23 protein-coding genes are annotated in these 26,999 nt (G+C 59.0%); 13 read left to right on the top strand and 10 right to left on the bottom strand.

The annotated features are described in order from the left end of the window. Positions 1-26 precede the first annotated feature (26 nt). From yidC to rpmH, 4 genes are all read right to left on the bottom strand, one after another. On the bottom strand, positions 27-1,751 hold the full coding sequence (gene yidC / locus AC27VO_RS06285; protein WP_488665857.1) for a membrane protein insertase YidC: 1,725 nt from the start codon (positions 1,749-1,751) through the stop codon (positions 27-29). Next, entirely contained in the window at positions 1,748-2,020 is a 273-nt protein-coding gene (gene yidD / locus AC27VO_RS06280; RefSeq protein ID WP_488665856.1) for a membrane protein insertion efficiency factor YidD, read from the bottom strand. Before yidD ends, yidC begins: the two co-directional genes overlap by 4 nt. 4 nt (positions 2,021-2,024) lie before the next feature. Continuing rightward, entirely contained in the window at positions 2,025-2,549 is a 525-nt protein-coding gene (locus AC27VO_RS06275; RefSeq protein WP_488665855.1) for a ribonuclease P protein component, read from the bottom strand. Between the two features lie 61 nt (positions 2,550-2,610). Then, positions 2,611-2,745 carry a 50S ribosomal protein L34 gene (gene rpmH, locus AC27VO_RS06270; protein WP_042412105.1) on the bottom strand — a complete coding sequence of 45 codons (135 nt, stop codon included), beginning with the start codon at positions 2,743-2,745 and terminating at the stop codon, positions 2,611-2,613. 347 nt (positions 2,746-3,092) lie between these two features. Between rpmH and dnaA the strand changes: the two genes are divergently transcribed. The 5 genes from dnaA (at position 3,093) to AC27VO_RS06245 (ending at position 11,210) form a co-directional block, all read left to right on the top strand. Next, positions 3,093-4,499: a chromosomal replication initiator protein DnaA gene (gene dnaA / locus AC27VO_RS06265; RefSeq protein WP_488665854.1), complete on the top strand. Its 1,407-nt coding sequence runs from the start codon at positions 3,093-3,095 to the stop codon at positions 4,497-4,499. Between the two features lie 128 nt (positions 4,500-4,627). Continuing rightward, the gene (gene dnaN / locus AC27VO_RS06260; RefSeq protein ID WP_488665853.1) at positions 4,628-5,749 is read left to right on the top strand and encodes a DNA polymerase III subunit beta; all 1,122 of its coding nucleotides are present in this window, start codon (positions 4,628-4,630) and stop codon (positions 5,747-5,749) included. 148 nt (positions 5,750-5,897) lie between these two features. Further along, a complete protein-coding gene (gene gyrB / locus AC27VO_RS06255) occupies positions 5,898-8,468 on the top strand; it encodes a DNA topoisomerase (ATP-hydrolyzing) subunit B (protein WP_488665852.1) in 2,571 nt (856 codons plus the stop codon). 189 nt (positions 8,469-8,657) lie between these two features. Then, positions 8,658-10,445 carry an allophanate hydrolase gene (gene atzF / locus AC27VO_RS06250; protein WP_488665851.1) on the top strand — a complete coding sequence of 596 codons (1,788 nt, stop codon included), beginning with the start codon at positions 8,658-8,660 and terminating at the stop codon, positions 10,443-10,445. A gap of 69 nt (positions 10,446-10,514) precedes the next feature. Next, the gene (locus tag AC27VO_RS06245; RefSeq protein WP_488665850.1) at positions 10,515-11,210 is read left to right on the top strand and encodes a GntR family transcriptional regulator; all 696 of its coding nucleotides are present in this window, start codon (positions 10,515-10,517) and stop codon (positions 11,208-11,210) included. 52 nt (positions 11,211-11,262) lie between these two features. On the opposite strand, the gene AC27VO_RS06240 is transcribed toward AC27VO_RS06245, so the two are convergent. The 4 genes from AC27VO_RS06240 to AC27VO_RS06225 form a co-directional block, all read right to left on the bottom strand. Next, positions 11,263-12,075: an alpha/beta hydrolase gene (locus AC27VO_RS06240; protein WP_488665849.1), complete on the bottom strand. Its 813-nt coding sequence runs from the start codon at positions 12,073-12,075 to the stop codon at positions 11,263-11,265. Beyond that, positions 12,075-12,875, bottom strand: coding sequence for an ABC transporter ATP-binding protein (locus AC27VO_RS06235; protein WP_488665848.1), 801 nt, complete (start codon positions 12,873-12,875; stop codon positions 12,075-12,077). The genes AC27VO_RS06240 and AC27VO_RS06235 overlap by 1 nt, the downstream gene beginning before the upstream one ends. Continuing rightward, a complete protein-coding gene (locus tag AC27VO_RS06230; RefSeq protein ID WP_488665847.1) occupies positions 12,868-13,755 on the bottom strand; it encodes an ABC transporter permease in 888 nt (295 codons plus the stop codon). Before AC27VO_RS06230 ends, AC27VO_RS06235 begins: the two co-directional genes overlap by 8 nt. Before the next feature lie 63 nt (positions 13,756-13,818). Further along, on the bottom strand, positions 13,819-14,760 hold the full coding sequence (locus AC27VO_RS06225; protein ID WP_488665846.1) for an ABC transporter substrate-binding protein: 942 nt from the start codon (positions 14,758-14,760) through the stop codon (positions 13,819-13,821). Between the two features lie 332 nt (positions 14,761-15,092). Here AC27VO_RS06225 and AC27VO_RS06220 point away from each other — a divergent pair, with 332 nt between their 5' ends. The 4 genes from AC27VO_RS06220 (at position 15,093) to AC27VO_RS06205 (ending at position 17,986) form a co-directional block, all read left to right on the top strand. Further along, complete coding sequence (locus tag AC27VO_RS06220; RefSeq protein WP_488665845.1) at positions 15,093-15,410, top strand: hypothetical protein; 318 nt, start codon at positions 15,093-15,095, stop codon at positions 15,408-15,410. Between the two features lie 174 nt (positions 15,411-15,584). Continuing rightward, positions 15,585-16,364, top strand: coding sequence for a hypothetical protein (locus AC27VO_RS06215; RefSeq protein ID WP_488665844.1), 780 nt, complete (start codon positions 15,585-15,587; stop codon positions 16,362-16,364). 315 nt (positions 16,365-16,679) lie between these two features. Next, entirely contained in the window at positions 16,680-17,081 is a 402-nt protein-coding gene (locus tag AC27VO_RS06210; protein WP_488665843.1) for a YkgJ family cysteine cluster protein, read from the top strand. Between the two features lie 47 nt (positions 17,082-17,128). Next, complete coding sequence (locus AC27VO_RS06205; protein WP_488665842.1) at positions 17,129-17,986, top strand: protein NO VEIN domain-containing protein; 858 nt, start codon at positions 17,129-17,131, stop codon at positions 17,984-17,986. Positions 17,987-18,038: 52 nt separating this feature from the next. Here the strand turns inward: AC27VO_RS06205 and AC27VO_RS06200 are convergent, their stop codons facing one another. Next, positions 18,039-19,355: a hemolysin family protein gene (locus AC27VO_RS06200; protein WP_488665841.1), complete on the bottom strand. Its 1,317-nt coding sequence runs from the start codon at positions 19,353-19,355 to the stop codon at positions 18,039-18,041. 55 nt (positions 19,356-19,410) lie between these two features. Continuing rightward, positions 19,411-20,259: an undecaprenyl-diphosphate phosphatase gene (locus AC27VO_RS06195; protein WP_488665840.1), complete on the bottom strand. Its 849-nt coding sequence runs from the start codon at positions 20,257-20,259 to the stop codon at positions 19,411-19,413. An 867-nt stretch (positions 20,260-21,126) separates the two neighbouring features. Here AC27VO_RS06195 and dinG point away from each other — a divergent pair. The 4 genes from dinG to AC27VO_RS06175 all read left to right on the top strand — a co-directional run bounded on the left by dinG (position 21,127) and on the right by AC27VO_RS06175 (position 26,287). Next, positions 21,127-23,292 carry an ATP-dependent DNA helicase DinG gene (dinG, locus tag AC27VO_RS06190; RefSeq protein WP_488665839.1) on the top strand — a complete coding sequence of 722 codons (2,166 nt, stop codon included), beginning with the start codon at positions 21,127-21,129 and terminating at the stop codon, positions 23,290-23,292. 121 nt (positions 23,293-23,413) lie between these two features. After that, a complete protein-coding gene (locus AC27VO_RS06185; protein ID WP_488665838.1) occupies positions 23,414-23,773 on the top strand; it encodes a zinc ribbon domain-containing protein YjdM in 360 nt (119 codons plus the stop codon). Between the two features lie 250 nt (positions 23,774-24,023). Further along, the gene (locus AC27VO_RS06180; RefSeq protein WP_488665837.1) at positions 24,024-25,313 is read left to right on the top strand and encodes a putative DNA modification/repair radical SAM protein; all 1,290 of its coding nucleotides are present in this window, start codon (positions 24,024-24,026) and stop codon (positions 25,311-25,313) included. A gap of 11 nt (positions 25,314-25,324) precedes the next feature. Beyond that, a complete protein-coding gene (locus AC27VO_RS06175; RefSeq protein ID WP_488665836.1) occupies positions 25,325-26,287 on the top strand; it encodes a TIGR03915 family putative DNA repair protein in 963 nt (320 codons plus the stop codon). Positions 26,288-26,999 lie beyond the last annotated feature (712 nt).

Raw genomic sequence — 26,999 nt, 5'->3', positions numbered from 1 at the left:
TGATGGATTCAAGCCATTCGTGTGGCTTACTTCTTCTTGGCTTTCACGTCCGTCACGGCCGCATCGCTCTTCTTCAAGAAGCTAGGCAGGTTGAACTGCGGTGGCACGCCCATGCGGGTGTTGATGACCCACTGCTGTGCAATCGACAAGATGTTGTTGGTCAACCAGTACAGCACCAGGCCAGCAGGGAACATGAAGAACATGACGCTGAAGATCAGGGGCATGAACCACATCATCTTGGCTTGCATCGGATCTGGTGGCACGGGGTTCAGCGCAGTTTGCAGCAGCGAAGAAGCGGTCATCAACAGAGGCAGGATAAAGAAGGGGTCCTTGGCCGACAGGTCAGTGATCCACAGCATGAAAGGTGCGTGACGGATTTCCACCGAGGACAGCAGCACCCAGTACAAGGCGATGAACACGGGGATCTGAATCACGATCGGGAAGCAACCGCCCATGGGGTTGACCTTCTCTTCGCGGTAGATGCGCATCATCTCTTGCTGCATCTGCTGAGGGTTGTCCTTCAGGCGGGCGCGCATTTCCATGATCTTGGGGTTGATGGCCTTCATCTTGGCCATCGAGCTGTAGGCCTTGGCGTTCAACCAGTAGAACAAGATCTTCAGGAACAGCACCAAGCCCACGATGGACCAGCCCCAGTTGCCCAGAATGTTGTGGATGTGGTCCAGCAACCAGTACAGCGGCTTGGCCAGAATGGTCAGCCAGCCATAGTCCTTGACCAGTTCCAGGCCAGGTGCCAGGGCTTCCAGCGTCTTTTCCAGCTGAGGGCCGGCAAACAGGCGCGATTCAATCGCCTTGGTCTCACCGGGCTGCAGCGTGCCCACAGGGGTGATCATGCCGGCAGCGTACAGGTTGTCACCCACCTTGCGGGCGAAGTTGTCGCGCTGGATGCCATCACCCAGCAACCAGGCGCTGGCAAAGTAGTGCTGCACCATGGCCACATAGCCCGCCGAGGCCGACTTCTCGAACTCAGCCTTGTCCTTGTCGATGTTCTTGAACTCGACCTTCTGGTACTTGGCAGTGTCGGTATAGATCGCAGGGCCGGTGAAGGTGGAATAGAAAGCATTGCCACCGTCGACTGCATTGCCATCACGCAGCAATTGCAGGTACAGCTGGGGGCTGACAGCGGCTGCGCCGGTGTTCACCACCTCGTGCTTGACCGCAATGTCGTACGCGCCGCGCTTGAGGGTGAAGGTCTTGACCAGCTTCACGCCATCTTGCTCGGGCGACTCAAAGCGCACTTGCAGCTCGTTCTGGCCGTCCTTGAGCTCACGCTCGCCAGGCAGCACGCTCATCACGGTCTTGTGGTTGGGGAAATTGCCGCCAACCAGACCGGTCTGTGCCATGTACACGCGGTCCGCACTTTCGTCGAACAGCACAAAAGGCTTGGACTTGTCGGCGTCGCTGCCGTACTTCAGCAGCTCGGCGTGCACCAGTGCACCGCCTTGGCCATCCAGCGTCAGGCGCATCACATCGGTGGTGACGGTGATTTTTTCGCGGGCCACAGCAGCCACGGGTGCGGCACCGGGCACGTCGCTAGCCGAAGCAGCAGGCGTTGCCGCCGTCAGGGCGTCTGGCACATCGGCAGGCTTTTCAGCAGCAGCGGTAGCCACTGCCTTGGGCGCCGACGGGAAGAACGTGGCTTGTTTGCCATTGTGGATTTGCCATTGGTCCCACAGCAAAACCATGGAAAAGCCAAATATCACCCACAAAATGGTGCGGCGAATGTCGTTCATGAAGACTTCTTTGGTGAGGAAGAGGAGGTCAAACCGGTAAACAGCTTGGGCGCTTGGTCAGGCACTGGATCATGCCCGCCATCACACCACGGGTGACAGCGTACCAGTCGCCGCAGTGTCAAATACGTGCCCGCCGCGGCACCGTGCTGCTCTAAAGCCTTCAAAGAGTAGGCCGAACAGGTCGGTTCAAAACGGCAAGCCGAGCCCAGCCAAGGGCTCAAAAAAAGACGATAGCCACGCACCAAGGCCATGAGCAGGGCTTTCACCATGGGCTTATCCCGCACCTTCTACAGCCACCGCTGGGGGCTGTACAACCTCGGCTGGCGCCTCAGGTTTCGGGCTCTTGCGCCGCGTGGCATGCGTCAAGAGTTGCAACAGTTCAGCACGCACAGCACGCTTGAGCGGCTCTGACGTGGCACTGATGAACTGTTTGCGGTCAAACCCAGCGCGCAAACGCACCACATACGCTGCGGGCGGCAGGGCCTGCAACTGTGCGTCAAATTCGCTGGCAACGGCATAGATTTGCCGCTTGATGGTGTGGCGCGTCACCGAACGCTTGGCCCAGCGCTTGGGCACCAAGGGGCCCAGCCACACTTGGGGTGCCTGACACCCGGGCACGACAAACAGGGCCTGCGGTGCCTGCTCTGGGAGCGATGCACCGGGCCCTGTTGGCTCAGCGTCCTTGGCCACATCCGCTGCACCCAGCACCAAACGGTGCAGTGCAAAGTGCGGCGTCCGGGAAATGGTTCCCCCGGACATGGTGGCCTGAAATTGGGGGCGCGTTTGCAGCCGTTGCATCACAGCAAGCCCTGGCTAGGCACAGGGGATGGTGTCAGGCAGTCGGCCAAGCGAGCTGACCTTAGACGGCCAGACGCTTACGACCCTTGGCGCGGCGAGCGTTGATGACGGCACGGCCGCCCTTGGTCTTCATGCGCACCAGGAAACCGTGGGTGCGAGCGCGCTTGGTCTTGGAGGGTTGGTATGTACGCTTCATGTTCGTTCCTTGAGAAGGTTCAGTTTTTACTGGCCCATGCACTCCACATGAGTGCACACTGCCCAAATTTCCCCCGCCAAGCATGCCTGCAAAACGCACCCGCCACATGGCCGGTGCCCGCAAATAAAAGCTTCGCGCGGGGCTTATCACCCTGAACACATTCAGGGAAACCCGAAATTATCTCAGTGTTACGCCCCTCTTGCAATGCCCCTGCAAACATGGTCCAAAATACACACCCCGCAAGGCGGTGATGGAAAAGTGTCACAGGTTTGTGGATAACCATTTGAAAAGCTACAATCACAGCCCCGAAACCGTTCCTCCTATCCACAAAAAGCGCTCCCATTGAAATGACAGAGGAACCCACCAACGACGCTGGCCTAGGCCTGTGGCTAGCATGCGTTGAGCAGCTCAGCCAAGACCTGCCAGAGCAACAGTTCAACACTTGGATCAAGCCTTTGACCGCTGTCGTGGCCGAAGACTTCTCCAAAGTCACGGTGTATGTCGCCAACCGTTTCAAGCTCGATTGGATCCGTGCCCAGTACGCAGCCCGCATCTCCGGTCTGCTCGAAGATCTGTACGGCCAACCTGTAGCACTGGAGTTAGCACTCGCTCAGCGCGAAAGTGTGACGCGCACTTATGTTCGCCCCTACCAGGCTGAACGCACCACCCCCGCCGAACCCGCTACCTTGCTGCCCGCAAGCGTCGCTTCCGAAGAGGCTTCAGCACCGGCCTTCCGCAACCGCCTGAACTCTGCGCTGACGTTTGAAACGTTGGTGGAAGGCACGGCCAACCGCATGGCGCGCTCTGCAGCCATGCACGTGGCCGGCTCGCCCGGCCACCTGTACAACCCGCTGTTTATTTATGGCGGTGTGGGTCTGGGTAAGACCCACTTGGTGCATGCCGTGGGCAACCAGTTGCTCAAAGACAAACCGGATGCCAAGGTTCTCTACATCCATGCTGAACAATTTGTTTCAGATGTGGTTAAGGCCTACCAGCGCCGCACCTTTGATGAGTTCAAGGAACGCTACCACTCGCTCGACCTGTTGTTGATCGATGATGTCCAGTTCTTTGCCAACAAAGACCGTACTCAGGAAGAGTTCTTCAACGCGTTTGAAGCCCTGCTGGCTAAAAAGAGCCACATCGTGATGACGTCGGACACCTATCCCAAGGGCCTGACGAATATTCACGAGCGCCTGGTTTCGCGCTTTGACTCCGGCCTCACGGTGGCGATTGAGCCGCCCGAGCTGGAAATGCGCGTGGCGATCTTGATCAACAAGGCCCGCGCCGAGAATGCCGAGATGCCCGAAGAGGTCGCCTTCTTCGTGGCCAAGAACGTGCGCTCCAACGTGCGTGAGCTGGAAGGCGCACTGCGCAAGATTCTTGCTTACTCGCGCTTTAACCAGAAAGAAGTCTCCATCCAGCTGGCGCGTGAAGCGCTGCGCGATCTGCTGTCGATTCAAAACCGCCAGATCAGCGTGGAGAACATCCAGAAAACCGTGGCCGACTACTACAAGATCAAGGTCGCAGACATGTACAGCAAGAAGCGCCCCGCGTCGATTGCCCGTCCGCGCCAGATTGCGATGTATTTGGCCAAGGAGCTGACGCAAAAGAGCCTGCCCGAGATTGGCGAGCTGTTTGGCGGCCGCGACCACACCACGGTGCTGCACGCGGTGCGCAAGATTGCCGCCGAGCGCCAGCAACTGACCGAGCTGAACCAGCAGTTGCATGTGCTGGAGCAAACGCTCAAAGGCTGATGGAATTTACCCTCGTCCAGTCCGGGCCTACCGGGCAAAATGAGGGGGTTTGAGTGGCAAGAGGGGGCGCAACCATGTGCCGCCACTCATTCTTGAAGAGACCCGCATCCTGAAACACAGAGGTTGACATGATCGTCCTGAAAGCCACACAAGACAAAGTTCTCGCGGTCCTGCAATCGGTGTCCGGCATTGTTGAACGCCGCCACACCTTGCCCATTTTGGCGAACGTGCTGATCAAAAAGACCGGCAACGCGCTGCAGTTCACCACCAGCGATCTGGAGATCCAGATCCGCACCACCGCCGAGCTGGGTGGAGACACGGGAGATTTCTCCACCACCATCGGCGCGCGCAAGCTGATCGACATCTTGAAGACCATGCCCGGCGACCAGACCGTGGCACTGGAGTCGCAACAGTCCAAGATGATCCTCAAGGGCGGCAAGAGCCGCTTCACCATGCAGACCCTGCCTGCGGAAGACTTCCCGCTGGTGCAGGAAGCGGCCAACTTTGGCCCCGTGTTCAGCGTGCCGCAAAAAGTGCTCAAGGACTTGATGGGCCAGGTCTCGTTTGCCATGGCCGTGCAGGACATTCGCTACTACCTCAACGGTATTTTGTTCGTCGCTGAAGGCAACACGCTGAGCCTGGTGGCCACAGACGGCCACCGCTTGGCCTTTGCCAGCGCTGAGTTGGATGTGGATGTGGGCGAAAAGCAAGAAGTGATCTTGCCGCGCAAGACCGTGCTGGAGCTGCAGCGCCTGCTGTCCGACGTGGGCGGCGAGAACTCGCCCCGCATCGAGATGCAGTTTGCCAACAACCAGGCCAAGTTCACCTTTGGTGGCATGGAGTTTGTGACCAAGCTGGTCGAGGGCAAGTTCCCCGACTACAACCGCGTCATTCCACGCAACCACCACAACAGCATCACCCTGGGCCGCGCGCCGCTGCTGGCTTCGCTGCAGCGTACCGCCATTATGACCAGCGACAAGTTCAAGGGCGTGCGCCTGACGATCGAGCCCGGCACCCTGCGTGTGGCCTCGAACAACGCTGACCAGGAAGAGGCGATGGACGAACTCGATATCGACTACGGCGGCGACGCCATCGACATCGGCTTCAACGTGACCTACCTGCTGGACGTGCTGTCCAACATGTCGCAAGACATGGTCAAGGTGGATCTGGCCGACAGCAACAGCTCCGCGCTGATCAGCATCCCTGGCAACGACAACTTCAAATACGTTGTCATGCCCATGCGCATTTAAGGTGCGTGCGGACAGGCGTGTTAGCCTGTTCACAACAAAAAAGGAGCGGCTGGCGCTTGTCAGCGCTTCTTTTTAGATCGATTTATTGGTATTTCCTAGGCAATACAAGCGCAAACAGCTCTTGTTATTGCAGCAGCAAGGCAACTTCATGACCGACGAGAACCAGCCAGAAAACCAGACCGCCGCCCCCGTAGACATGGGTTACGGCGAAGGCGCCATCCAGATCCTGGAAGGCCTGGAGGCCGTGCGCAAGCGTCCCGGCATGTACATCGGCGACACGTCCGATGGCACCGGCTTGCACCACCTGGTGTTCGAAGTGGTGGACAACTCCATCGACGAGGCACTGGCAGGCCACTGCGATGACATTCTGGTGACCATCCACGCCGATGGATCGCTGTCCGTGATCGACAACGGCCGTGGCATTCCCACCGGCGTGAAGATGGACGACAAGCACGAGCCCAAGCGCTCGGCCGCTGAAATCGCCCTGACCGAGCTGCACGCGGGCGGCAAGTTCAACCAGAACAGCTACAAGGTCTCGGGCGGTCTGCACGGCGTGGGCGTGTCCTGCGTGAACGCGCTGTCCATCTGGCTCAAGCTGACCGTCAGCCGCGAAGGCCTGCGCCACGAGATCGACTTCTCGCGCGGCTTTGTGCAAAACCGCCTCATCGAGACCGTCAACGGCGTGGAAATCTCGCCCATGCGCGTGCTCGGCGAAAGCGACAAGCGCGGCACCAAGGTGCACTTTCTGCCCGACCAGGAAATCTTCAAGGAAAACTTCGAGTTCCGTTACGAAATCCTGGCCAAGCGCCTGCGCGAACTCTCGTTCCTGAACAACGGTGTGCGCATTCGCCTCAAGGATGAGCGCGACGGCAAGGAAGATGACTTCTCCGGCGCCGGCGGCGTGCAAGGCTTTGTGGGCTTCATCAACGCCAACAAGAAGGTGCTGCACCCCACCGCGTTCTACGCCACCGGCTCGCGCCCTGCCGACACCTACGGCGGCATTCCCGGCACCGAAATCGGTGTGGAAGTGGCCATGCAGTGGAACGATGGCTACAACGAGCAAGTGCTGTGCTTCACCAACAACATTCCCCAGCGTGATGGCGGCACCCACCTGACCGGTCTGCGCGCGGCCATGACCCGCGTGATCGGCAAGTACATCACCGACCACGAACTGGCCAAGAAAGCCAAGGTCGAAGTCTCTGGCGACGACATGCGCGAAGGCCTGTGCGCGGTGCTGAGCGTGAAGGTGCCAGAGCCCAAGTTCTCCAGCCAAACCAAGGACAAGCTGGTCAGCTCGGAAGTGCGTGCGCCTGTCGAAGACATCGTCGCCAAGACGCTGACCGACTACCTGGAAGAGAACCCCAACGACGCCAAGATTCTGTGCGGCAAGATCATCGAAGCCGCCCGCGCCCGTGAAGCGGCCCGCAAGGCCCGTGAAATGACACGCCGCAAGGGTGTGCTGGACGGCATGGGCCTGCCCGGCAAACTGGCCGACTGCCAGGAAAAAGACCCGGCGCTGTGCGAAATCTACATCGTGGAGGGTGACTCCGCCGGTGGCTCTGCCAAGCAGGGCCGCGACCGGAAGTTCCAGGCCATCCTGCCCCTGCGCGGCAAGATCCTGAACGTGGAAAAAGCCCGCTATGAAAAGCTGCTGTCCAGCCAGGAAATCATCACATTGATTACCGCACTGGGCACCGGCATTGGCAAGGTGAGCGCTGATTCGGGCAAAAGCAACTCCGACGACTACAACCCGGACAAGCTGCGCTACCACCGCATCATCATCATGACCGACGCGGACGTGGACGGTGCGCACATCCGCACCCTGCTGCTGACCTTCTTCTACCGCCAGATGCCTGAGCTGGTCGAACGTGGCCACATCTACATTGCCCAGCCTCCACTCTACAAAGTGAAGAACGGCAAGGAAGAGCTGTACCTCAAGGATGGCCCAGCACTCAACAAGTACCTGCTGAAGATTGCGCTGAACCACGCCACCGTCACCACCGGCGGCGCTGCGGCACGCAACATCGAAGGCGAAGAGCTGGCCAAGCTGGCAGACATGCACCTGGCCGCAGAAATGGTCATTGAGCGCCTGTCGCACTTCCTGGATACCGAAGCCCTGCGCGCCATCGCCGATGGTGTGAAGATCAAGCTCGACACGCTGGAAGAAGCCCAAGCCTGCGCGCCCGTGCTGGAAGCCAAGCTGCGCGAACTGACCACCACTGGCGTGCCAGCAGCAGTGACGGCGGAGATCGATCCCCATACCGAAAACCCCATCCTGCGCATTAGCCGCCACCACCACGGCAACATCAAGAGCTCCATCCTCACGCAGGACTTTGTGCGCAGCCAGGACTATGTGGCCCTGGCCGCAGAAGCCGACAGCTTTGCCGGCCTGCTCAGCGAAGGTGCCAAGGTCACCCGTGGCGAAGGCGAAAAGGCCAAGACCGAGCGCGTGGGCGACTTCCGCCAGGCCATGCAATGGCTGATCAGCGAAGCCGAACGCACCACCGGCCGCCAGCGCTACAAAGGCTTGGGTGAAATGAACCCTGAGCAGCTGTGGGAAACCACCATGGACCCCGCAGTGCGCAGCCTGCTGCAAGTGCAAATTGGCGACGCCATCGAAGCCGACCGCGTGTTCACCATGCTGATGGGCGATGAAGTGGAACCCCGCCGCAACTTCATCGAAGACAACGCATTGCGTGCTGGCAATATTGACGTCTAATTTCAAAAATTAGAGCTGTCAGCGCAAGCTGCACAAGGCTTCAAGCCTTTTTTATGGTTTCAATCGTTGGTGCGCCTGGCAGACCACGCCCACCAACTCCGTCAGCACGGCATCACAGTCCGTCCCACGCCTCCATCTGGCACACAACCTGCTTAGAAACAGCATCTTGTATACATCTAGGTATTCATCATGCTGATTGGCACATTCGACGACTGGAAGCGCGCATACAACGATGGGGCCTGCCCCACTCAACTGCTGGAAGCACAGCGCCAGGCTTTGCAGGCCGATGATGTGGCTTGGATCAGCATTGCCAGCGCTGCACAACTGCAAGCCCAGATCACCGCCTTGCAGGCGCTGGAGGCCGCACAGGGCCGTGCACAGCTGCCCTTGTTCGGCATTCCCTTTGCCGTCAAGGACAACATCGATGTGGCGGGCTTCACCACCACGGCGGCCTGCCCGGCTTTTGCCTATCTGGCCCAAGCCGATGCCACGGCTGTAGCGCGCTTGAAAAGTGCCGGCGCGATTGTGCTGGGCAAGACCAATCTGGATCAATTTGCCACTGGTTTGGTGGGCACCCGGTCACCGTATGGGGCGGTCCCCAACACCATCGATCCCACGCGGATTGCGGGGGGCTCCAGCTCGGGGTCGGCCTCGGTGGTCGCGCGCGGGCTGGTGCCGTTTGCGCTGTCGACCGACACTGCGGGCTCAGGCCGCGTGCCCGCAGCGTTCAACCAGATTGTGGGGCTCAAGCCCACGCCCGGTGCAGTGGCCAGCACAGGTTTGGTGCCTGCGTGCCGCACGCTGGACTGCATCGGCGTGCTGGCCCTGAATGTGGCCGACAGCGCGCTGGTCATGAGCCTGATGGAAGGCCCGGACGGCCGCGATAGCTATTGTCAGCCACGCCCCTGGGTGGGCAAGCACCAGCCGCTGTCTGCGCTGCGTGTGGGCATCCCTGCCGCACGCACGCTGTCCGCAGACTACGAAATGGCCTTTACCGATTACGTGGCCCAGCTACGCCCACAGACATCGGCAGTGCACACGCTGGCATTCGACACGTTGTTTGAGGTGGCCAACCTGCTCTACTACGGCCCCTGGGTGGCCGAGCGCGTGGTGGGCGCGCGCAGCATTTACGAGCAGTGCCCCGAAGACTTGCTGCCCGTGATTCGGCAGGTGCTGGATGTGCACCAGCGCTTCAACGCGGCAGACACTTTTGCTGCGCAATACCAGCTACAGGACCTGAAGTGCCAAGCCGAAGCCATCTGGAACGATGTGGATGTGCTGTGCGTGCCCAGCGCCCCACGCCACCCCACGCTGGCCGAAGTGGAGGAAGCGCCGATCGCCGTGAACAGCGAGATGGGCACGTACACCAACTTTGTGAATTTGCTGGGCTGGTCGGCCATCGCCATTCCCGCCGCGCTGTGCCCCAACGGTCTGCCATTTGGCATCACCTTGATTGCCCCTGCTTGGCGTGAACCCGATCTGGTGCGCTGGGCGCAGCAGCTGCAAGCGCAGGCCCAACTGCCCGCTGGCACCACAGGCTTGCACGCCCAGGTAGATGCCGCCCTGCCCACCTGGCATGTGCCTGCACACGGGCCTTTGATTGAAGTGGCGGTGGTGGGCGCGCATTTGCGCGGCATGCCGCTGAACCATGAGTTGCTGGCCTGCGGTGCGCAGTTTCACAGCGCCACGCACACGGCGAAAAACTATCGCCTGTATGCCCTGCAAGGCACAGCACCGCCCAAGCCAGGCCTGGCCAAAGCCGAGAGCGGGTCAGCCATTGCCGTTGAAGTGTGGCACATGCCTGTGGCCAACTTTGGCCGCTTTGTGGCGGGCGTTCCCGCTCCCCTGGGGATAGGCAATGTGGAGTTGGAAGATGGCCGCATGGTCAAGGGCTTCATCTGCGAAGGCATGGCGCTGCAGCAGGCCACCGACATCACGGCATTCGGTGGCTGGCGCGCGTATTGCAAGTCACGCTGATGCCGGTGTTGCAGCGCCCCGTTCCGGGGCGCTGCAACCGTGCACGTTTGCACCACAAGGAGACATGCTGTGCCCACACTCAGCCTCGCCAACGTAGCCTATGAGAAGCTGCGCCAAGCGCTGGACAACTTTCATTACGTGCCCGGAGATCGCTTCAGCGAAAACGAAGTGGGCGCCGAGCTGGGAATGAGCCGCACCCCCGTGCGCGAAGCCCTGGTACGCCTGCAGCGCGAGGGCTATATCTCCGTCATGCCCAAACTGGGGTGGGTGGTCAACCACATTGACTTCACCATGTTTGAGCAGCTGTACGACGTGCGTGCCGTGCTGGAATGTGCAGCGGTGGATTTGCTGGTGACCACACCAGACTTGGCCCAGCGCCTGCATGCACTGACTGCGCTGTGGTGCATCCCCGCACCGCAGCGGCTGTCCGAGATGACCGAAGTATCACGCAACGACGAACGCTTTCACATGGACTTGATTGCCGCCAGCGGCAACCTGGAGATGGCGCGCATTCACCGCGACATTACCGACCGAATTCGCATCGTGCGCCGCCTGGAGTTCACGCGCAACTACCGCATTGATGTGACCTACGAAGAACACAGCCGCATCTTGCAGGCCTTGTTGGATCGCGATGGTTTGCAAGCGAAAGTGCTGCTGCAAAAACACATTCGCACCAGCCGCGATGAGGTGAAAAACATCACGCTGCACACGCTGCAAAGTGCACGCCTCAAAACGCCGCTGAGGCAGAATGTACAAGCGCTATAAGCTACAAAAATGCAGGCACTGGCCTGCATTTTTTGTATGCATAACCCACCGTTTATGCGTGCTGCACCAAGGCGTTCAGCAAGCCCCCTTGCACATCGGCAAGCGACCGCAAGATGCTGAAATGATTCGCCCCTTGCACAGGCAGCAACACGTCATCGCAGCACGCACTGCGGTGTGCTGCAAAGGCCTGGCTCTGGGCCTGCAACTGCGGCAGTTCTGCCGTGCCATAGGCCGTCACCCACGGGGTTGGCACCACGGGCAAACGCAAGGGGCTGAGCTGTGCCACTTCTTGCGTCGTCAGCTGCAGCGCCGCATTCAGGTAGTTGTGCGCAATCGGCCCCATATCGTAGATGCCACTGATGCCCAACCCCACCACTACGCCCGGGGCATCCAGGCACATGGCCGTGAGGTGTCCGCCCGCAGACCAGCCACACAGCAAGATACGGTCTGAGCCGCCATGTTGCTGTGCATGTGCACGCACGGCGGCGATGCCTGCACGCACTTGCTGCACGATCTGGGTGAGCGATGCATCGGGTGCCAATGTGTAGCCAATGAGTGCCGCATTCAGCCCTTTTTGCAACGCACCTTCTGCAACAAAGCGGAAGGTGTTTTTATGCCGCATCTGCCAATAACCGCCATGGATGAACAGCAGCGTGGCCGTGCCTTTATCGCCATGGAAAAAGTCGAAACGCTGGCGCTCCTGGGGGCCACAAACCACATCCAGATCCGCACGAAATTGTTGCACCACAACAGCGCTGCAGGCCTCAAATTCCGCCAGTTGCTGCGCGCTGTCGGCGACAGCGCTGGTGTTGTCGTAGGCCGCCTTGCGGGCGGCCTCATCCAGATGCAGCAGACAGTCCAGCATCAGGCAGCTTTCGCGTGGTGTGCCACGTGGCTGCTGAGCATTTCCGTCAGCTCCTGGCGCACCAGGTTGAACTCGGGTGCCGTGATGCAGCGCGGGCGCTCCAGCGGAATGCGGTAGTCACGCTCCACACGGCCAGGGCCTGCTGTCATGACCACCACACGGTCGGCCATGAGCACGGCTTCTTCCACCGCATGCGTCACAAAGATCACCGTGAGTTTGGTCTTGGCCCAGATGTCCAGCAGCTCTTGCTGCAGCACCTCACGGGTCAGTGCATCCAGCGCGCCAAAGGGTTCATCCATCAGCAGTACTTCGCACTCATTGGCCAAGGCACGCGCAATCGATACCCGCTGCTTCATACCACCCGACAGCTGGTTGGGAAAGTGATCGGCAAACTTGGTCAGCCCCACCATGTTCAGGTAGTGGTCAGAGATCTCCCGAAGCTTGGCGTCTGTACATCCACGCTGCTTGGGTCCAAAGGCAATGTTCTGGCGGACGGTGAGCCAAGGGAACAGCCCGTAGTCCTGGAACACCATGCCGCGATCGGGACCGGGCTCCGTAATCGGCGTGTGGTACATCTTGGCCACGCCGGTCGAGACATTTTCAAAGCCCCCCATGATGCGCAGCAGCGTCGATTTACCGCAGCCAGAGGCCCCAATCAGACAAACGAATTCGCCTTTTTGAATCTGCAGATTCACGTCTTTCAAGGCATGAATCGGGCGGCCATTCAGGTTGAAGACTTTGCTGACATTGGCGATATCCAAAATCGGCGCGGGGGTGCGGTGTGCAAGGATTTCAGACATTGTGTTGCGGACTCCACTTGAGCAAACGGTTATTGAGGACGACCAGCAAGCGGTCGGTGACAAAGCCGGTGAAACCAATCACCACCATCCCGGAGATCACCACATCGGTGCGCGAGAGCATGCGGCCATCCATGATGGCGGCGCCCAGACCTTCGGGCACCCCTGTCATCTCACCCACCACGATCAGGAACCACGCAATACCGTGGCCCAAGCGCAGGCCGTTGAAGATCGATGGCATGGCCGCAGGCAGCACCACCTGGCGAAACATGGAAGTGCCTGTGCAGCCCAGCATGGCAGCGGCTTCAAACAAGCGCGGCTCCACCGACTTCACACCAAATGTGGTGTTGATGACGATGGGGAAGAACGCGCCCAAGAACACCAGGAAGATCGCGGCATTCGGGCCCACGCCAAAGAAGATCATGGACAGCGGCAACCATGCTGTGACCGGCACCGGACGCAGCATTTGCAGCGTAGGGTCCACAAAACGGCGTATGGCGGCGTTTTTTCCGATGACCAGACTCAGAGGGATGCCGACGAGTGCGGCGAGCGCAAAGGCCCCGTAAACACGCGACATGGACTGGATCCAGTGCACCCCCAGCGTTTCGCTGAAGGCATCGTCATAAATGCCGCCAAAAGCGAAGTCCCACAGCATGATGCCCACTTCCTTGGGTGACGGCACCAGCATGGTGCCCGAGGCACGCACGGCAATATCCCAGGCCAGCAGCAGCAACAAGGGCAGCACGGCAGGGACCAACCAGTTGGTCATCCACACCTTGGCAGCACTAGGCTGCGCGGGCAGCAGCAGCGCAGGGGGCGTTGAGACGGCAGGGGCGGCGCTGGCCACAGCACCGGCGGGCGTTTCAAGGGCGGGGGATGGCATGGCAAGCATTCCTAACTCAGGCAAAGGGAAAGCAGGGCGCAGGCAAAGCGCCCTGTAGAAGGGTTACAGCGTGGGGTTCAGGCTGGTCACGATGAACGTGCTGTAGTCGGGCAGCTTGCGGATTTGCTTGCGCTCGAGCATCAGCGAGCCGTAGTACTTGCTGCGGGTGATCCAGTCTTCATCGATCTTCCAGGTCAGCTGTACGTTGTCGGCCGCCAGGTTGGCCACATCCGCTGGCAGACCCAGCTTGGCACCGGCCATCTCCACCAGCTCCTTGCGGTGGGACATGGCGTATTCCGAGGCCTTGCGGTGAATTTCCAGGAACACTTTGGCCAGTTCAGGATTGTTTTTGACGGTGTCTGCATGGGCCGTCATCACCATGTTCACCGAGCCTGTGGGCGTGCTGTAGGGGAACTCCAGCACCTTGCCGACACCGCGGATGGTGCTGATCGAAGGGCCGGGCTCGGCACCGACGAAACCATCGATATCACCGCGCTCCAAAGCACCGGCCATTTCGCTGAAGGACACGCGCACCGACTTCACATCCTTGATCGTCATGCCTTCCGCTTTCAGGCGGTCCAGAAACACGGCTTCTTGCGTAGAGCCTGGCAAGATGCCCACGCGCTTGCCTTTCAGGCCCTTGAAGCTCTCAATACCGCTGTTCTTGCCCACCACCACGGCCATGCCGCCATTGCAGGTCGGGGCGACGATGACCACGGGCTCACCGGCGCCCGCGCCCAGCGTGGCCGCTGCCAGTCCGTAAGTGCCAAAGTCCACCGACTTGGTCACCACGGCGTTCTTGCCGTCGGTGGGGGTCTCAAACGGGATCACTTCAATCTTGTAGCCCGCTGGCGTGAACTTGTCGTAGAAGTAAGGCGTGATACCGTGGATCAGCTTGAGCGTACCCACCTTGATCACCTTGTCTTGCGCCTGTGCAGGCGCAGCCATCGCAACCGACAGAGCGGTAGAGGTCAAAGAAGCAAGCAAGAGGCGACGAGACAGCATGGCAAATCCTTGGAGGTGAGGGCGTTGGTAAATCTTTCGAACACTTGAATACAAGCTGGTACACAAGTGCTTGACGTCTCTCAATGCAAACCCCGTGCCAGCTTTTAGGATGGCGGCATCTTCTTTTTTTCATCCGCGTGTGCGCCATGGCGTCACGCGCTGCACCACTTGTGCGCGCTGTGCACATCCTTTGCACCAGAGTTGCGTGCCACACGCACGCGCTGTGCGTGTGCTCTCCCACATCCATGGCCATACTTGCGCAGATACGCTGTGTGGCACTACGCACCGCGCGACATGGCCGATTTGTTTGACTGTTGCTTCAGGAGTTTTCGATGAGCAAAACCAAGATTTTTTTCATTGCGCTGATCACCGCTTTGCTCGGTTTTGCGGGCGGCTATTTTTTCTATGCCAACACCGTCGCCCGCTATGACGCCACCAGCAGCGTGTGCGTGGCCATGCAAACCGCCGTGAAGAGCAACATGCTGACGACCTTGCAGGTCAGAGAGCTGGGGGTGCTGACAGGCAGCACGCTCAAGCGCAGCTACAGCTCGGTGGCAGACAAGCTCAGCATTCCCCAAGAAGGCGCCAACAACGCGTCGGAAGCGTCGGTGTGCAGCCAGTTCCTGGTGGGCGTGCACCAGTCGCCATAACCTTTTATCCGCCCCATGGCCTTGGCTGACAGGCCATGTCCCAACTGTGATCTATGAAGTGATACCCATGCAGGAATGGGCCCGCGCGGCCCGGCTTGCACCGTCCATCACAGCTTCGTGATCCACATGCGCTCAGCCACTCTTTGCCAGTCTTGGGGCCTTTGTGCCCTCGGTTTGCTGTCCTCCACCGTGTATGCGCAGGATACACCCACCGCACACACCAGCATGCTGCACGGTTTACAGCTGGAGCTGGGGCTGACCGCCTACCAAGAGACTTACCAGGAAACGGCCCCCAGCGGCGCGCGCATCATGCAGGAAAAGGCCCGCATGGTAGGCATCCAGGCCCGCGTAAGCACCCCACTGGCCGCGCAGTGGCAAGCCCGCCTGGGTGGCGAATACGCACGGGGTGACAGCACCTACACGGGATCGACCGCCAGCAGCAGTTACGGCAGCCTGCACTACCGCGGCATTGACCGCGAAAAAATCCAGGCACAAGCTGACATCCTCTACACCCCTGCCGCCTGGAATGGTGCCTTGCTGTCTGCAGGTCTGATGGCGCGCCGGCTGACCGACGATTTGCACCAAATTCCATACGGCTACCAGCGTATCAATACCAGCTACTTTGCAACGCTGGGGGCAGAACACCGCTTCCAGCTATCGAACAGCTGGGCGCTGCAACCCGCGCTGCGCTATCTGCATTTGATCGATGGCAGACAGAAAGCCAGTCTGGATGGGGGCCTGCGCCTCAAGCAAGACAAGGGGCATGGCTGGGATGTATCAGCCACCTTTGCGCAAACCCGCGCCGATGGCACGGGGCTGTGCATTCGCCCGTTCTGGCGCTATTTGAAAATGGGAGCCTCAGACAGCCGCATAGCCCCCAGCGGCAGTGCTGCGTACGTAGAGCCCAAGAACACCACCCGAGAACTCGGCGCCGATCTGAGCTGGGCCTTTTAAGCACGCGCACTTGGGCACAGCTAGCACCAGGCGCCAACGCCGCTACGGCGGCCTGCGTGCACGCTTATCCCAACCACAAGCCTTGGCCGCAAACACAGGCTTTGCAGCCCGCACCTGCCGGGTGGGGCCTACGCTGGTTATATTCACCCGCTACGTGCGGCACCAGCCATGGCGCACAATCATTTTTATGAGCTACTAGCGCTTGATGAATAAGCACTTCATTTGTTTTTATGCATGAAAACAAGGAAAAACAAGCGCAATAAGCTCATATTTTCATAGTATTTCCTGAACGGCAGTGACCGCCCGCGTTTTCCCATGAAGCCCTCCATCCGCATCGTAGACGTGGACCGTCTCGAAACCTGGAGCAAATACAAGCCCGGTATGTGCGACACCTGCGGTGCCAACTGCTGCACCATGCCGCTGGAAGTCCAACTTCCGGATCTGGTGCGCCTGGAGCTGGTCGATCCATTTGAAGCAGACAACATCGATCCCAAGCTGATCGCCAAACGCCTGCTCAAAGCCAAGCTGATCGACCACTACAACCCCAAGCACCACATCTTCACCATGGCCCGCCGCGCCAGCGGTGACTGCAACTTTCTGGATGCCACCACCCGCCGCTGCACGGTCTACGAAAAGCGCCCGGAAACCTGCCGCCTGCACCCCAAGAAAGGCCCCAAACCGGGCTGGTGCGCGTATGGCGACAAGCGCATGCGCTGAGGGCGGCGGCACTTCACACCGGGCATACGGCCTGGCAAGATCGCTGCATGTCTTTGTCAAATACAAACTCGCCCTGGAGCGCCATCGAAACTGCTGCTGCAGTGCAAAGCTACCTAGGTATGTGGGCGCTAGAGCAGGCTGGCCAAAAATACAAAAAAAGCGACTACAGAAAAGCCCTGTTTGAGCAATTGCAAGGCGTGCGCAGCAACGGCTCCATTGAGTTCAAATACTGCAACGTCAGCGCTGTCATGGAATTGCTGCAATACCCCAGCATTCGCGGATACAAGCCTCGCCACAACTTTCAAAAGTCATTGCTACAAGAAGTTGAACATCAGCTTTTAAAAAATGCTGATCTGCATTTCCAGGTGCAAGCTGCCGTGAATTTACCGGCACAAGTCACTGCACACTATGACTTCCACAGCGCCATACAAACTGCCCCCAAAGTCGCCCCCAAAGTCCGTGAAGACATTGCGAAATACGCAGTGCGAAGCCCCGTTCGACGTGACTATCTGGCACAGGAATCACGCAATCAATCTCTAGGTCTGGCGGGTGAAAAATTTGTCGTTGCCTATGAACGTTGGAAGCTTCAGACCCTTGGTTTTCCGGGTCTTGCTGAACGCGTTACGCATGTTGCAGTCACCGAAGGTGACGGCCACGGTTTCGATGTGCGATCTTTTGATGTGCATGGCAATGAGCGTTGGATCGAAGTCAAAACCACCAGCTATGCCAAAGAAACGCCTTTCTTCATCAGCCACAACGAGTTGGAAGTGTCTCAGGCACACACTGACAGGTTCCACCTGTACCGCGTGTTTGAATTTCGTGAGCGGCCCCAATTTTTTATCTTGCCGGGTGACATTCAACAGCACTGCACACTCGATGCCACCAGTTACCGCGCAAGCTTCTGAGAAATAAAAAAAGCAGCCATCAGGCTGCTTTTTTTATGGGGAACGACAAACGTCAGGACTCATCCGGCACTTCCACCACCGGCTCGTCCAGCTTTTTAGCCTGGATCTTGTCGATGATCTTGCCATCCATGTCCACCACCTCAAACTCCCACGATTCCCAGACCACTTTATCGGTCTCCGTCGGTAGTTTGCCGGTCAGCAGCATCAACATGCCGCTGAGGGTCTGGTAGCGGCCCTTTTCCTCTTCAGGTACCGTCTTCAGACCCAGGCAGTCTTTGAGCTCAACGATGGGAATGTGGCCGTCCAGCAGCCAACTGCCGTCGTCACGCTGCACCGCCCAGGCGTCGCTCGGGTCTTCGGGCACAAACTCGCCGGTAATGGCTTCGGTCAGGTCACGCACCGTGACGATGCCCTGCACCTCGCCGTATTCATCAATCACAAATGCGATGGGCGCAGCCGACTGCTTGAAGTTCTCCAGCAGCTCCATGCCGGTGATGGTTTCCGGAATGTAGATGGGCTTTTGAATCAGGTCTTTGGATTCGCTCAGTTCGCGCTTGCCCTTGACGGCATTGGCCAGCCACTGGCGCGAATTGATCACCCCCAGCAGGTTCTCAAAGTTTCCATCAATCACCGGGTAGCGCGCGTGGTCGTGCGACTCGACGATGGCCATGTTCTCTTCAAACGGCAAGCTCACATCCAGGCACACCACATCCGAGCGCGGCACCATCAGCGAGGAGATCTGTCGATCATCCAGGCGGAACAGATTGCGAATCATGTTGTGCTCGTTCAGCTCAATGGCACCCGAGGTGGTGCCTTCGGCCAGCACAGCATGAATTTCATCTTCCGTGACAGAAGACTCGTTGCTGTCCTTGACGCCCAGCATCTTGAGCAATGCCTGGGTGGAAGAGGTCAGCAACAGCACAAAAGGCTTGGTGATCTTGGCCAGCAGATTGATCGGCCGTGCCACCAGTCGCGCAATCGATTCGGGATTGCTCTGGCCCAAGCGCTTAGGCACCAGTTCACCCACCACGATCGAGAAATAGGTGATGACCACCACCACGATGGCCGTAGCCAGCGGGTCGGCCACATTGGTCGCCAGACCCAGCTGTTCCAGCCAGTCAGAAAACGGTGCGGCCAGGGCTGCTTCACCAAAAATACCGTTCAGCACACCGATGGAGGTGATACCGATCTGGATGGTGGACAGAAAGCGCGTGGGATCTTCGCCGAGCTTGAGCGCTGCAGCTGCGGCGGAATCGCCCTCATCAATCAATTTTTGTAGCCTTGCCTTGCGCGCTGTGACCAGCGCAATTTCAGACATGGCAAACACGCCATTGAGAAGAATGAGGGCGATAAGTATAGGAATTTCCATGATGGTGTTGAGCGTCCTTTCACAATCGCTCTAGTAAACAGTAACAGGCTGAAGATTAATGGATAAATCCAAAATACAGGCCCAGCAAGATTGCAACCCCCAGAACAACGCGGTAGATCACAAACAAACCAAAGCCTTTGCTGGAGATAAGGCGCATAAACCAGACGATGACGGCATAGCCCACCAGGAAGGCCACCACGGTCGCTGTCCAGGTCATGCCCCACTGCTCGGTGGTCATGGGCTCACGCTTGAACAGCAGCATGTAAAAGCCCGACATCAACACCGCAGGGATGGCCAGCAGGAAGGAAAAGCGCGCTGCGGCTTCCCGTGTCATACCCAGCAGCAAACCTGCAGTAATCGTGCCACCAGAGCGTGAAACCCCGGGAATCAGCGCCATGGCCTGGGCAAAGCCCAGCAAGATGCCATCTTTCAAGCCCAGATCACCCACCTTGCGGGTTTGGGTGCCGCGCCGTTCGGCCCAGCCCAGCAGCAGGCCAAACACAATCAGCATGACCGCTGTCACCGCCAAGGTGCGGAACGTGGTCTCAATCCAACTGCGCAGCAACAGGCCCAGCACGCAGATCGGGATGGTGCCCAGCACCACCAGCCATGCCAGCTTGGCGTCCTGCGTCAAAGGCTCGCCTGACTTGCGGCTGCCCACCACGGGCAGGCTGGCCCACCAGGCCAGCAGCATGCGCGCCACATCCTTGCGGAAGTAAATCAGTACGGCCAACTCCGTCCCCAGTTGGGTGATGGCGGTAAACGCAGCGCCCGGATCAGCGCCCCCAGGGAGCAAGGGGCCAAGGATGCGCAAGTGTGCGCTGGAAGAAATGGGCAGGAACTCCGTCAAACCCTGGACCAGTCCAAGGATGACTGCATCCAACCAACCAAAAGCTGCGTGCATAGCGTCAGAGGTGAAAAACCGTCAAAAAAGCAGTGGGCCAGTGTAGCGCCCGCCGCCACCGCCACTGTGACAGCAGTGCACGGATTGCGCCCACACGTGTATTACCCAGCGAAATCACAGGCAGCCAGCGCCACCACGGTAGTTTTTGCTTATTTTTTACGCAACACCTGTGATTCGTGCTGATTGAATGATTATTTTTAATACAAGAAAAGTTTTACCACACTAAAAAATAGCAAAAACTCTCATAAAACCCTTCGAATATTCAAAAATCACAACAATCCAGCACACCAACTACGCATCAAATAGCTAAAAAATATCTTTTACTACAAAAATTTCATCCGCCACTGTGCATGCATCTAAACGTAAGTAAAACCTTTTAGCGTTCATATCGGCAACAACACCCTAACCACTTGCACACATGCTGTGGATAACTTCACTTCAAGATCAGTGGATAGTTTGACAAGCCTTGAATCCACCTTTTTTCAACTTTTCCACAGATGCACATCAATCACTTAATTGTGGATATCTAGATATTGTTTGAAAAGATTTTTTCATCAAAAAAGCAAACACATCTCACACACTTTTCCACAAGGTTATAAAGAAGAAGAATGCTGCTGAACGGGATCCATCTTTGCAGTGAACGTATCATCCATCCACAATCTATAATGTGTTTTCCACAAGTCACCCATGCCTTTGCATCTCGCTTGTGTGCAACAAATACAGTGTTGCTTTGTATAAATTTTCATCACGGATGGCCGTCGATTGCACACTTTGGATAAGTAAAAAGATGCATTGACTGTGAATCTTCTGTATTGAAAACAATTTTTCAGCCTCCGCAATCGTTTTTTGCGGCATAGAAATCCCACAATGAGCCAAAAAAAATGGGCCACGGAGGCCCTGGAATCCTTTGATGCCATCGTCGCTTCCATTCCGGGTTTCCGGATTCGCGAAGGACAGCGAAAAATGGCCGCCCAAATCGCGCAGTCGCTGTCGCAGGCCCAGCTCGGCAAAGTCGAAGAGGGCGCTCCTGAGCCCAAAAAATCCATTGCCGTCATCCAGGCCGGGACGGGGGTGGGCAAATCGCTGGCGTATTCCGCTCCCGCCATCGCCATGGCACTGGCCCGGGGCACGCGGGTGCTAATTTCTACGGCCACGGTGGCACTGCAAGAACAGCTGGTGAACAAGGATTTGCCTGCGCTGGCGCAGCAGCTGCCCACGCCCTTCAAATTTGCGCTGGCCAAGGGGCGCGGGCGTTTTGTCTGCAAACTCAAGCTGGAGCGCCTAGCCAGCTCAGGCGAAAACAGCGACGAAGCGGACGATTTGTTCGCCGACGAAGCAGCCGAACAGCGCAAGAAACGCCCGCAAGCCGAAACCGAAGCGCGCATGCAGTTCTACGCATCCATGGCCGATGCACTGGCTGCCGGTGACTGGAATGGCGACCGCGACAGCCTGCCCAACCCTCCGGAATCGGAAGCCTGGAGCCCCGTGGCAGCAGAGGGCAGCTCCTGCACAGGGCGCCACTGCCCGGTGTTCAACGACTGCACGTATTACGAACGGCGCAAAGACATGGTGGCCGCGCAAGTCATTGTCGCCAATCATGATTTACTGCTTTCCAGTCTGGGCGCACGCTTGCTGCCTGACCTGAATGAAAGCCTGCTGGTGCTCGATGAAGCCCACCATCTGCCGCAGACCGCGCTGTCGCAATTTGCCTGCGAGATGGACATGAGTCGCCTGCAGTGGATCGACAAACTGGCCAGCCGTGCGCTGCGCGTGGGCCAGCTCATGGAGGTCGATGAGATTGCCGACATCGCCGGCTACAGCAGCGGCCTGCGCGAGCACCTGACCGAGCTGGCGCGCCTGGTGATGGAGGTGTACGGCGAGCAACTCAAGGGCCAGAAAGACAGCTGGGGCCCGGCCCGTGTGCGCGTGGCACGCGGAGATTTGCCCACGGCCTTGCTTGACCCACTGTCCCAGGTCATGCACCACGCCAGCGGCTTTTTGGACGTGCTGCGCGCCATTGCCAAGGCCCTGAAGGCCGAAATCAAGGACAAGCCCGAGGAAGCCCAGCGCCTGTCCCAGCTGTACGCCCAGGTGGGCACGCTGGCGCCCCGCCTGGAGGCCGTGCACGACACCGCCCAGTTGCTGAGCCAGCAGCCCACCACACGCGAAGACGGCTCGGAAAGCGTGCCCAACGCCAAATGGTTCACGCTGGAAGTGGAGGGCGACTACATCGTCGTCAAAGGCCATGCCAGCCCCATCCTGCCTGGCGCCACGCTGCGCCACCATTTGTGGAGCCAGGTGCGCGGTGCCGTGCTGACCAGCGCCACCCTCACCAGCTGCGGCAGTTTTGACTTCTTCCTGCGCGAAGCCGGTCTGCACGGTGATGCAGCAGTGCAGACGCTGGAAGTGGCCAGCCCCTTTGACTACGCCGCCCAAGGCACCCTAATTGCGCACCAGACCCGCGCCGACCCGCGTGAGGCCGCCGCGTTCACGCAGGAGATGGTCAACCAGCTGATGCACGACATCAGCCGCGTGCAGGCCGGGGCGCTGGTGCTGTTTACCTCGCGCGAACAGATGCGCCAGGCGGTCGATGCCCTGCCCACGGCCATGCGCAGCCAGGTGCTGGTGCAAACCGCCATGCCGCGCGCCATGCTGCTGGCCGAACACCGCAACCGCGTGGAGCAGGGCTTGCCCAGCATCATCTTTGGCATGCAGTCGTTCGGTGAAGGGCTAGATCTGCCCGGAGCGCTGTGCGAATCGCTGTTCATCACCAAGCTGCCATTTGCCCCGCCGGACGACCCCGTGGGCGAGTCGCGTGCCGAATGGCTGCGCACCAGCGGGCGCAACCCCTTCAACGAGCTGGTGGTGCCCGCCACCGCCATTCGTCTGGCGCAATGGGTGGGCCGCGCCATTCGTACTGAGGAAGACCAGGCCCATGTCTACTGCTACGACCGCCGCCTGGTCAACACCAGCTACGGGGCGCAGCTGCTCAAAGGCCTGCCACCGTTCACGCTGGAAAAGCGTGCGGCCTAGGGGCTGCTTTCAAAACAAGAGCTGCCAGCGCCTTTTCTTGCTTGCTTTTCGCCTTTAAAAGCCATAAAAACAAGCAATAACGAGCGCTAGCTGCTCACGAATTCATACCACTTTGAAAGCCATGCCCTTGAACACCAGCACCTTCCCCACCTGCCCCCAGTGTGGCCAAGCCAACACCTACGCAGATGCCCAGCTGTTCATCTGCCCCGACTGCGCGCACGAGTGGTCAGCCACGGCCGAAGCCGCTGACGATGAAGACGGCCCCCGCATCATCAAAGATGCCAATGGCAACCCTCTGGCCGATGGCGACAGCGTGGTCTTGGTCAAGGACTTGAAGGTGAAGGGCTCCTCCACAGTGATCAAAAAGGGCAGCAAGATCAAAGGCATCCGCCTGGTCTATGACAACGGTGACCACGATGTGGACTGCAAGACCGAGCAAGGCCCCTTCATCCTCAAATCGGAATTTTTGAAGAAGGCCTGAGGCCGGGCAGGTAGCGCCACCGGCGGTAGTCATGCCAACCCTTCGGCCGCGCTGACGGGCATGCGGCACGCCCCACAGCAGGGCCACCACAGCGCACGGGTGGATTGAAAACTCATAGCTTTCTGCGCAGACCCGATAAGCGTTAAAAGCCAAAAACACTATCAAAGCCAGCCGCTGCCAGACCATGGCCCGCGCTGGCTTTTTTCCTGGATGCGGGAACTGGTATGCGAGAAAACTGTATATTTATACAGTGGAACTGCAAAACAAACTGGCCATCCTGGCAGATGCGGCCAAATACGACGCCTCCTGTGCCTCCAGCGGCAGCGCCAAGCGCAACGCCGCGGCGGGCGGTATGGGTTCGACCACGGGCAACGGCATCTGCCACAGCTGGACGCCCGACGGGCGCTGCGTCTCGCTGCTCAAAATCCTGCTGACCAACTTCTGCATCTACGACTGCAAGTACTGCATCAACCGCGTCACGTCCAACATTCCCCGTGCCCGTTTTACGGTGCAGGAAGTGGTGGATCTGACCCTGGATTTTTACAAGCGCAACTGCATCGAAGGGCTCTTCCTGTCCAGCGGCATCATCCGCAGCCCCGACTACACCATGGAGCAGCTCGTCGGCGTGGCCCGCAGCCTGCGGCTGGAGCACGGCTTCAAGGGCTATATCCACCTCAAAACCATTCCCGATGCCGACCCGGTACTGCTGGCCCAGGCCGGGCTGTACGCAGACCGGCTGAGCATCAACATCGAGCTGCCCACGGTGCAAGGCCTGCACCAGCTGGCGCCCGAGAAAGACAGCGCCACTATCCACGGTGCCATGGGCGTGCTGCATACGCACATTGCCACGTCCAAGGCCGAACGGCGGGAGGCCAGCAAGACGCAAATCATCTCCTTGCCGCAGTCGCGCCGCACCAAGGCGGCCAAGCCGCCGGCCTATGCACCTGGCGGCCAGAGCACCCAGATGATTGTGGGCGCCGATGCGGCCGACGACGGCGACATCATCCTCACCAGCGCCAAGCTCTACACCGGCTACGGTCTGCGCCGCGTGTACTACTCGGCCTTCAGCCCCATCCCTGACAGCAGCCAGGATCTGCCGCTCATCGCCCCGCCACTGGTGCGGGAGCACCGCCTCTACCAGGCCGACTGGCTGATGCGCTTTTACGGCTTTGAGGCCGAAGAAATCGTGCCCGTGGGTGCGCAGGGCCAGCGCATGCTGTCGCTGGAACACGACCCCAAGCTGGCCTGGGCACTGGCCCACCGTGAGCGTTTTCCCGTGAACCTGAACACGGCCCCGCGCGAGTTGCTGCTGCGCGTGCCGGGGCTGGGTGTGAAGTCGGTCGACAAGCTGCTGGCGGCCCGCCGCTGGCGCATGCTGCACCGCCATGACCTGAACCAGCTCAAAGTGCCGCTGGGCAAAATTTTGCCGTTTGTGGAATGCGTGGGCTGGACGCCGGGGCGCAGCCTGGACGACCCCCTGCTGGCCGCCAAACTGGTGCAACCCATGGCCCCCCAACCGCAGCAAGCCAGCTTGTTCTGAGGTGAATACCGATGGCCTGCCAGACCCTCATCCTGCCCGGCGACGGTTGCGACCTGGCCCACTGGCGCAGTCTGGCCCGCTGGTTGTGGGCACAGCAGATCGCCCCGCAAGACGTGGTCTGGCTGACCGAAGACAGCCAGCGCCAAAGCCCTGACCTGTTTGCCCCGGCCGTGCAGGTCACCCAGCTGGCGGACTTGCCGCAGGCCCCGGTTGCAGCACGCAGCCTGACCGTGCCACGCAGCTGGATGGACCTGGCCGAGAAGGCGTTGCTGCATTGCTCCCCCGAGCGCTTTGGTGTGCTCTACCGCCTGCTCTGGCGCATGCAGTTGGAGCCCGGTGTGCGCCATGACCCGCTGGACCCCGACCGTGTGCAGATGCAGCTGTGGGCCAAGGCCGTGCGCCATGAAGTGCACAAAATGCACGCCTTTGTGCGCTTTCGCCCCGTGGCGCTGGCTGACCACCCGCTGGACGGCAGCGGCCCCCTGTACGTGGCGTGGTTTGAACCCATGCACCACATCGTGCAGGCCGCAGCACCGTTTTTTGTCCAGCGCTTTGCCAATATGCGCTGGACCTTGCTGACCCCGCAGTGCTGCCTGCGCTGGTGGCCACAGGCACCCAGCATTGAGGATCTGGCGGGGCAGGGGGTGAGCGCTGAATATGCCTTCAAGCCCCTCAAAGGCCGGCCAGGCGTTTTAAGTTGGGGCCCCGGTGCCCAGGCCAGCGATGCCCCCGATGCGGACGCTGGAGAGGCGCTGTGGCTCACCTACTACGCCCACATCTTCAATCCGGCCCGCTTGAAGGTGGCTGCCATGCGCAAAGAAATGCCGCGCAGGTACTGGCACAACCTGCCCGAAGCCCAGCTGATTTCGCCCCTCATTCAGGCAGCGCAGGCACGCAGCGCAGCCATGCTGGCCAGTGCACCCAGCACACCACGGCGCAAGCTGCCATCACCACGTGATGGATTTGATAGCTGATACCGCAAGCTGTGCAAAGGCTTGAGGCTAAAAAGACTTGAAAAGTATTTTCCTGGCTTTGAATGACTGGTTTCATCAGCTCTAACAAGCACTTGGCCGTCCATTGAATTTTTTTGAATATTCACCCTGTGCCGCTGCCACCGAGGCCTGCGCGAGGAAGATGGACTTACCCCCATCTGTTGATAACTTCTTGTGGACAAGCTGAGGGCAAAGGATAAGTCGCTTTGCAAAGCTTTTTTCAATACGGCGTGCTGAGGCATGCGTGAGAGCGTGCACACCCTGGGCCATGCACATGTCCGTGGCTTTTTTCATCGATTTCACAAGCCTTTACCTCGAAGCGCAGATCCGAGGCCCGGTTTTCTGTCTTTGCCTTTGACTTGTTCTTTTTCATTTTAAAAAAGAATAGTAGGTAGTAGTAAGGCTTGCGTTCTTATGTGGATAACTTGTCTTTCAGACCACAGATCAAGCACTTGCGCAGCGCCAAATCATGTGGGCCAGGCCCTGTTCCTGCTGTCACGCTGGCAGGGATAACTTTAAAAAAAAATGAAATTCTGTGGATATCTCTGTTTTACACAATGATCTGTCCACAAGTGACTCTGCTCTCTGATGTAACTTTGTTTTATGCAGTTTTACTAAGAAAAATAAGCACTTATTGCTATAAAAAATGATGTGAATAACTGGATTCCAGCTATTTTTCATGACACGCGAATAC

Source organism: Comamonas sp. 14P8.1.4 (assembly GCF_057799285.1).
This window is presented reverse-complemented; position numbering and strand designations above follow the sequence as displayed.

Bases quoted from the DNA above. Each gene is read 5' to 3' on its own strand.
- yidC (WP_488665857.1), bottom strand. From the start codon at position 1,751: ATGAACGACATTCGCCGCACCATTTTGTGGGTGATATTTGGCTTTTCC.
- yidD (WP_488665856.1), bottom strand. From the start codon at position 2,020: ATGGTGAAAGCCCTGCTCATGGCCTTGGTGCGTGGCTATCGTCTTTTT.
- AC27VO_RS06275 (WP_488665855.1), bottom strand. From the start codon at position 2,549: ATGCAACGGCTGCAAACGCGCCCCCAATTTCAGGCCACCATGTCCGGG.
- rpmH (WP_042412105.1), bottom strand. From the start codon at position 2,745: ATGAAGCGTACATACCAACCCTCCAAGACCAAGCGCGCTCGCACCCAC.
- dnaA (WP_488665854.1), top strand. From the start codon at position 3,093: ATGACAGAGGAACCCACCAACGACGCTGGCCTAGGCCTGTGGCTAGCA.
- dnaN (WP_488665853.1), top strand. From the start codon at position 4,628: ATGATCGTCCTGAAAGCCACACAAGACAAAGTTCTCGCGGTCCTGCAA.
- gyrB (WP_488665852.1), top strand. From the start codon at position 5,898: ATGACCGACGAGAACCAGCCAGAAAACCAGACCGCCGCCCCCGTAGAC.
- atzF (WP_488665851.1), top strand. From the start codon at position 8,658: ATGCTGATTGGCACATTCGACGACTGGAAGCGCGCATACAACGATGGG.
- AC27VO_RS06240 (WP_488665849.1), bottom strand. From the start codon at position 12,075: ATGCTGGACTGTCTGCTGCATCTGGATGAGGCCGCCCGCAAGGCGGCC.
- AC27VO_RS06235 (WP_488665848.1), bottom strand. From the start codon at position 12,875: ATGTCTGAAATCCTTGCACACCGCACCCCCGCGCCGATTTTGGATATC.
- AC27VO_RS06230 (WP_488665847.1), bottom strand. From the start codon at position 13,755: ATGCCATCCCCCGCCCTTGAAACGCCCGCCGGTGCTGTGGCCAGCGCC.
- AC27VO_RS06225 (WP_488665846.1), bottom strand. From the start codon at position 14,760: ATGCTGTCTCGTCGCCTCTTGCTTGCTTCTTTGACCTCTACCGCTCTG.
- AC27VO_RS06220 (WP_488665845.1), top strand. From the start codon at position 15,093: ATGAGCAAAACCAAGATTTTTTTCATTGCGCTGATCACCGCTTTGCTC.
- AC27VO_RS06210 (WP_488665843.1), top strand. From the start codon at position 16,680: ATGAAGCCCTCCATCCGCATCGTAGACGTGGACCGTCTCGAAACCTGG.
- AC27VO_RS06205 (WP_488665842.1), top strand. From the start codon at position 17,129: ATGTCTTTGTCAAATACAAACTCGCCCTGGAGCGCCATCGAAACTGCT.
- AC27VO_RS06200 (WP_488665841.1), bottom strand. From the start codon at position 19,355: ATGGAAATTCCTATACTTATCGCCCTCATTCTTCTCAATGGCGTGTTT.
- AC27VO_RS06195 (WP_488665840.1), bottom strand. From the start codon at position 20,259: ATGCACGCAGCTTTTGGTTGGTTGGATGCAGTCATCCTTGGACTGGTC.
- dinG (WP_488665839.1), top strand. From the start codon at position 21,127: ATGAGCCAAAAAAAATGGGCCACGGAGGCCCTGGAATCCTTTGATGCC.
- AC27VO_RS06185 (WP_488665838.1), top strand. From the start codon at position 23,414: ATGCCCTTGAACACCAGCACCTTCCCCACCTGCCCCCAGTGTGGCCAA.
- AC27VO_RS06175 (WP_488665836.1), top strand. From the start codon at position 25,325: ATGGCCTGCCAGACCCTCATCCTGCCCGGCGACGGTTGCGACCTGGCC.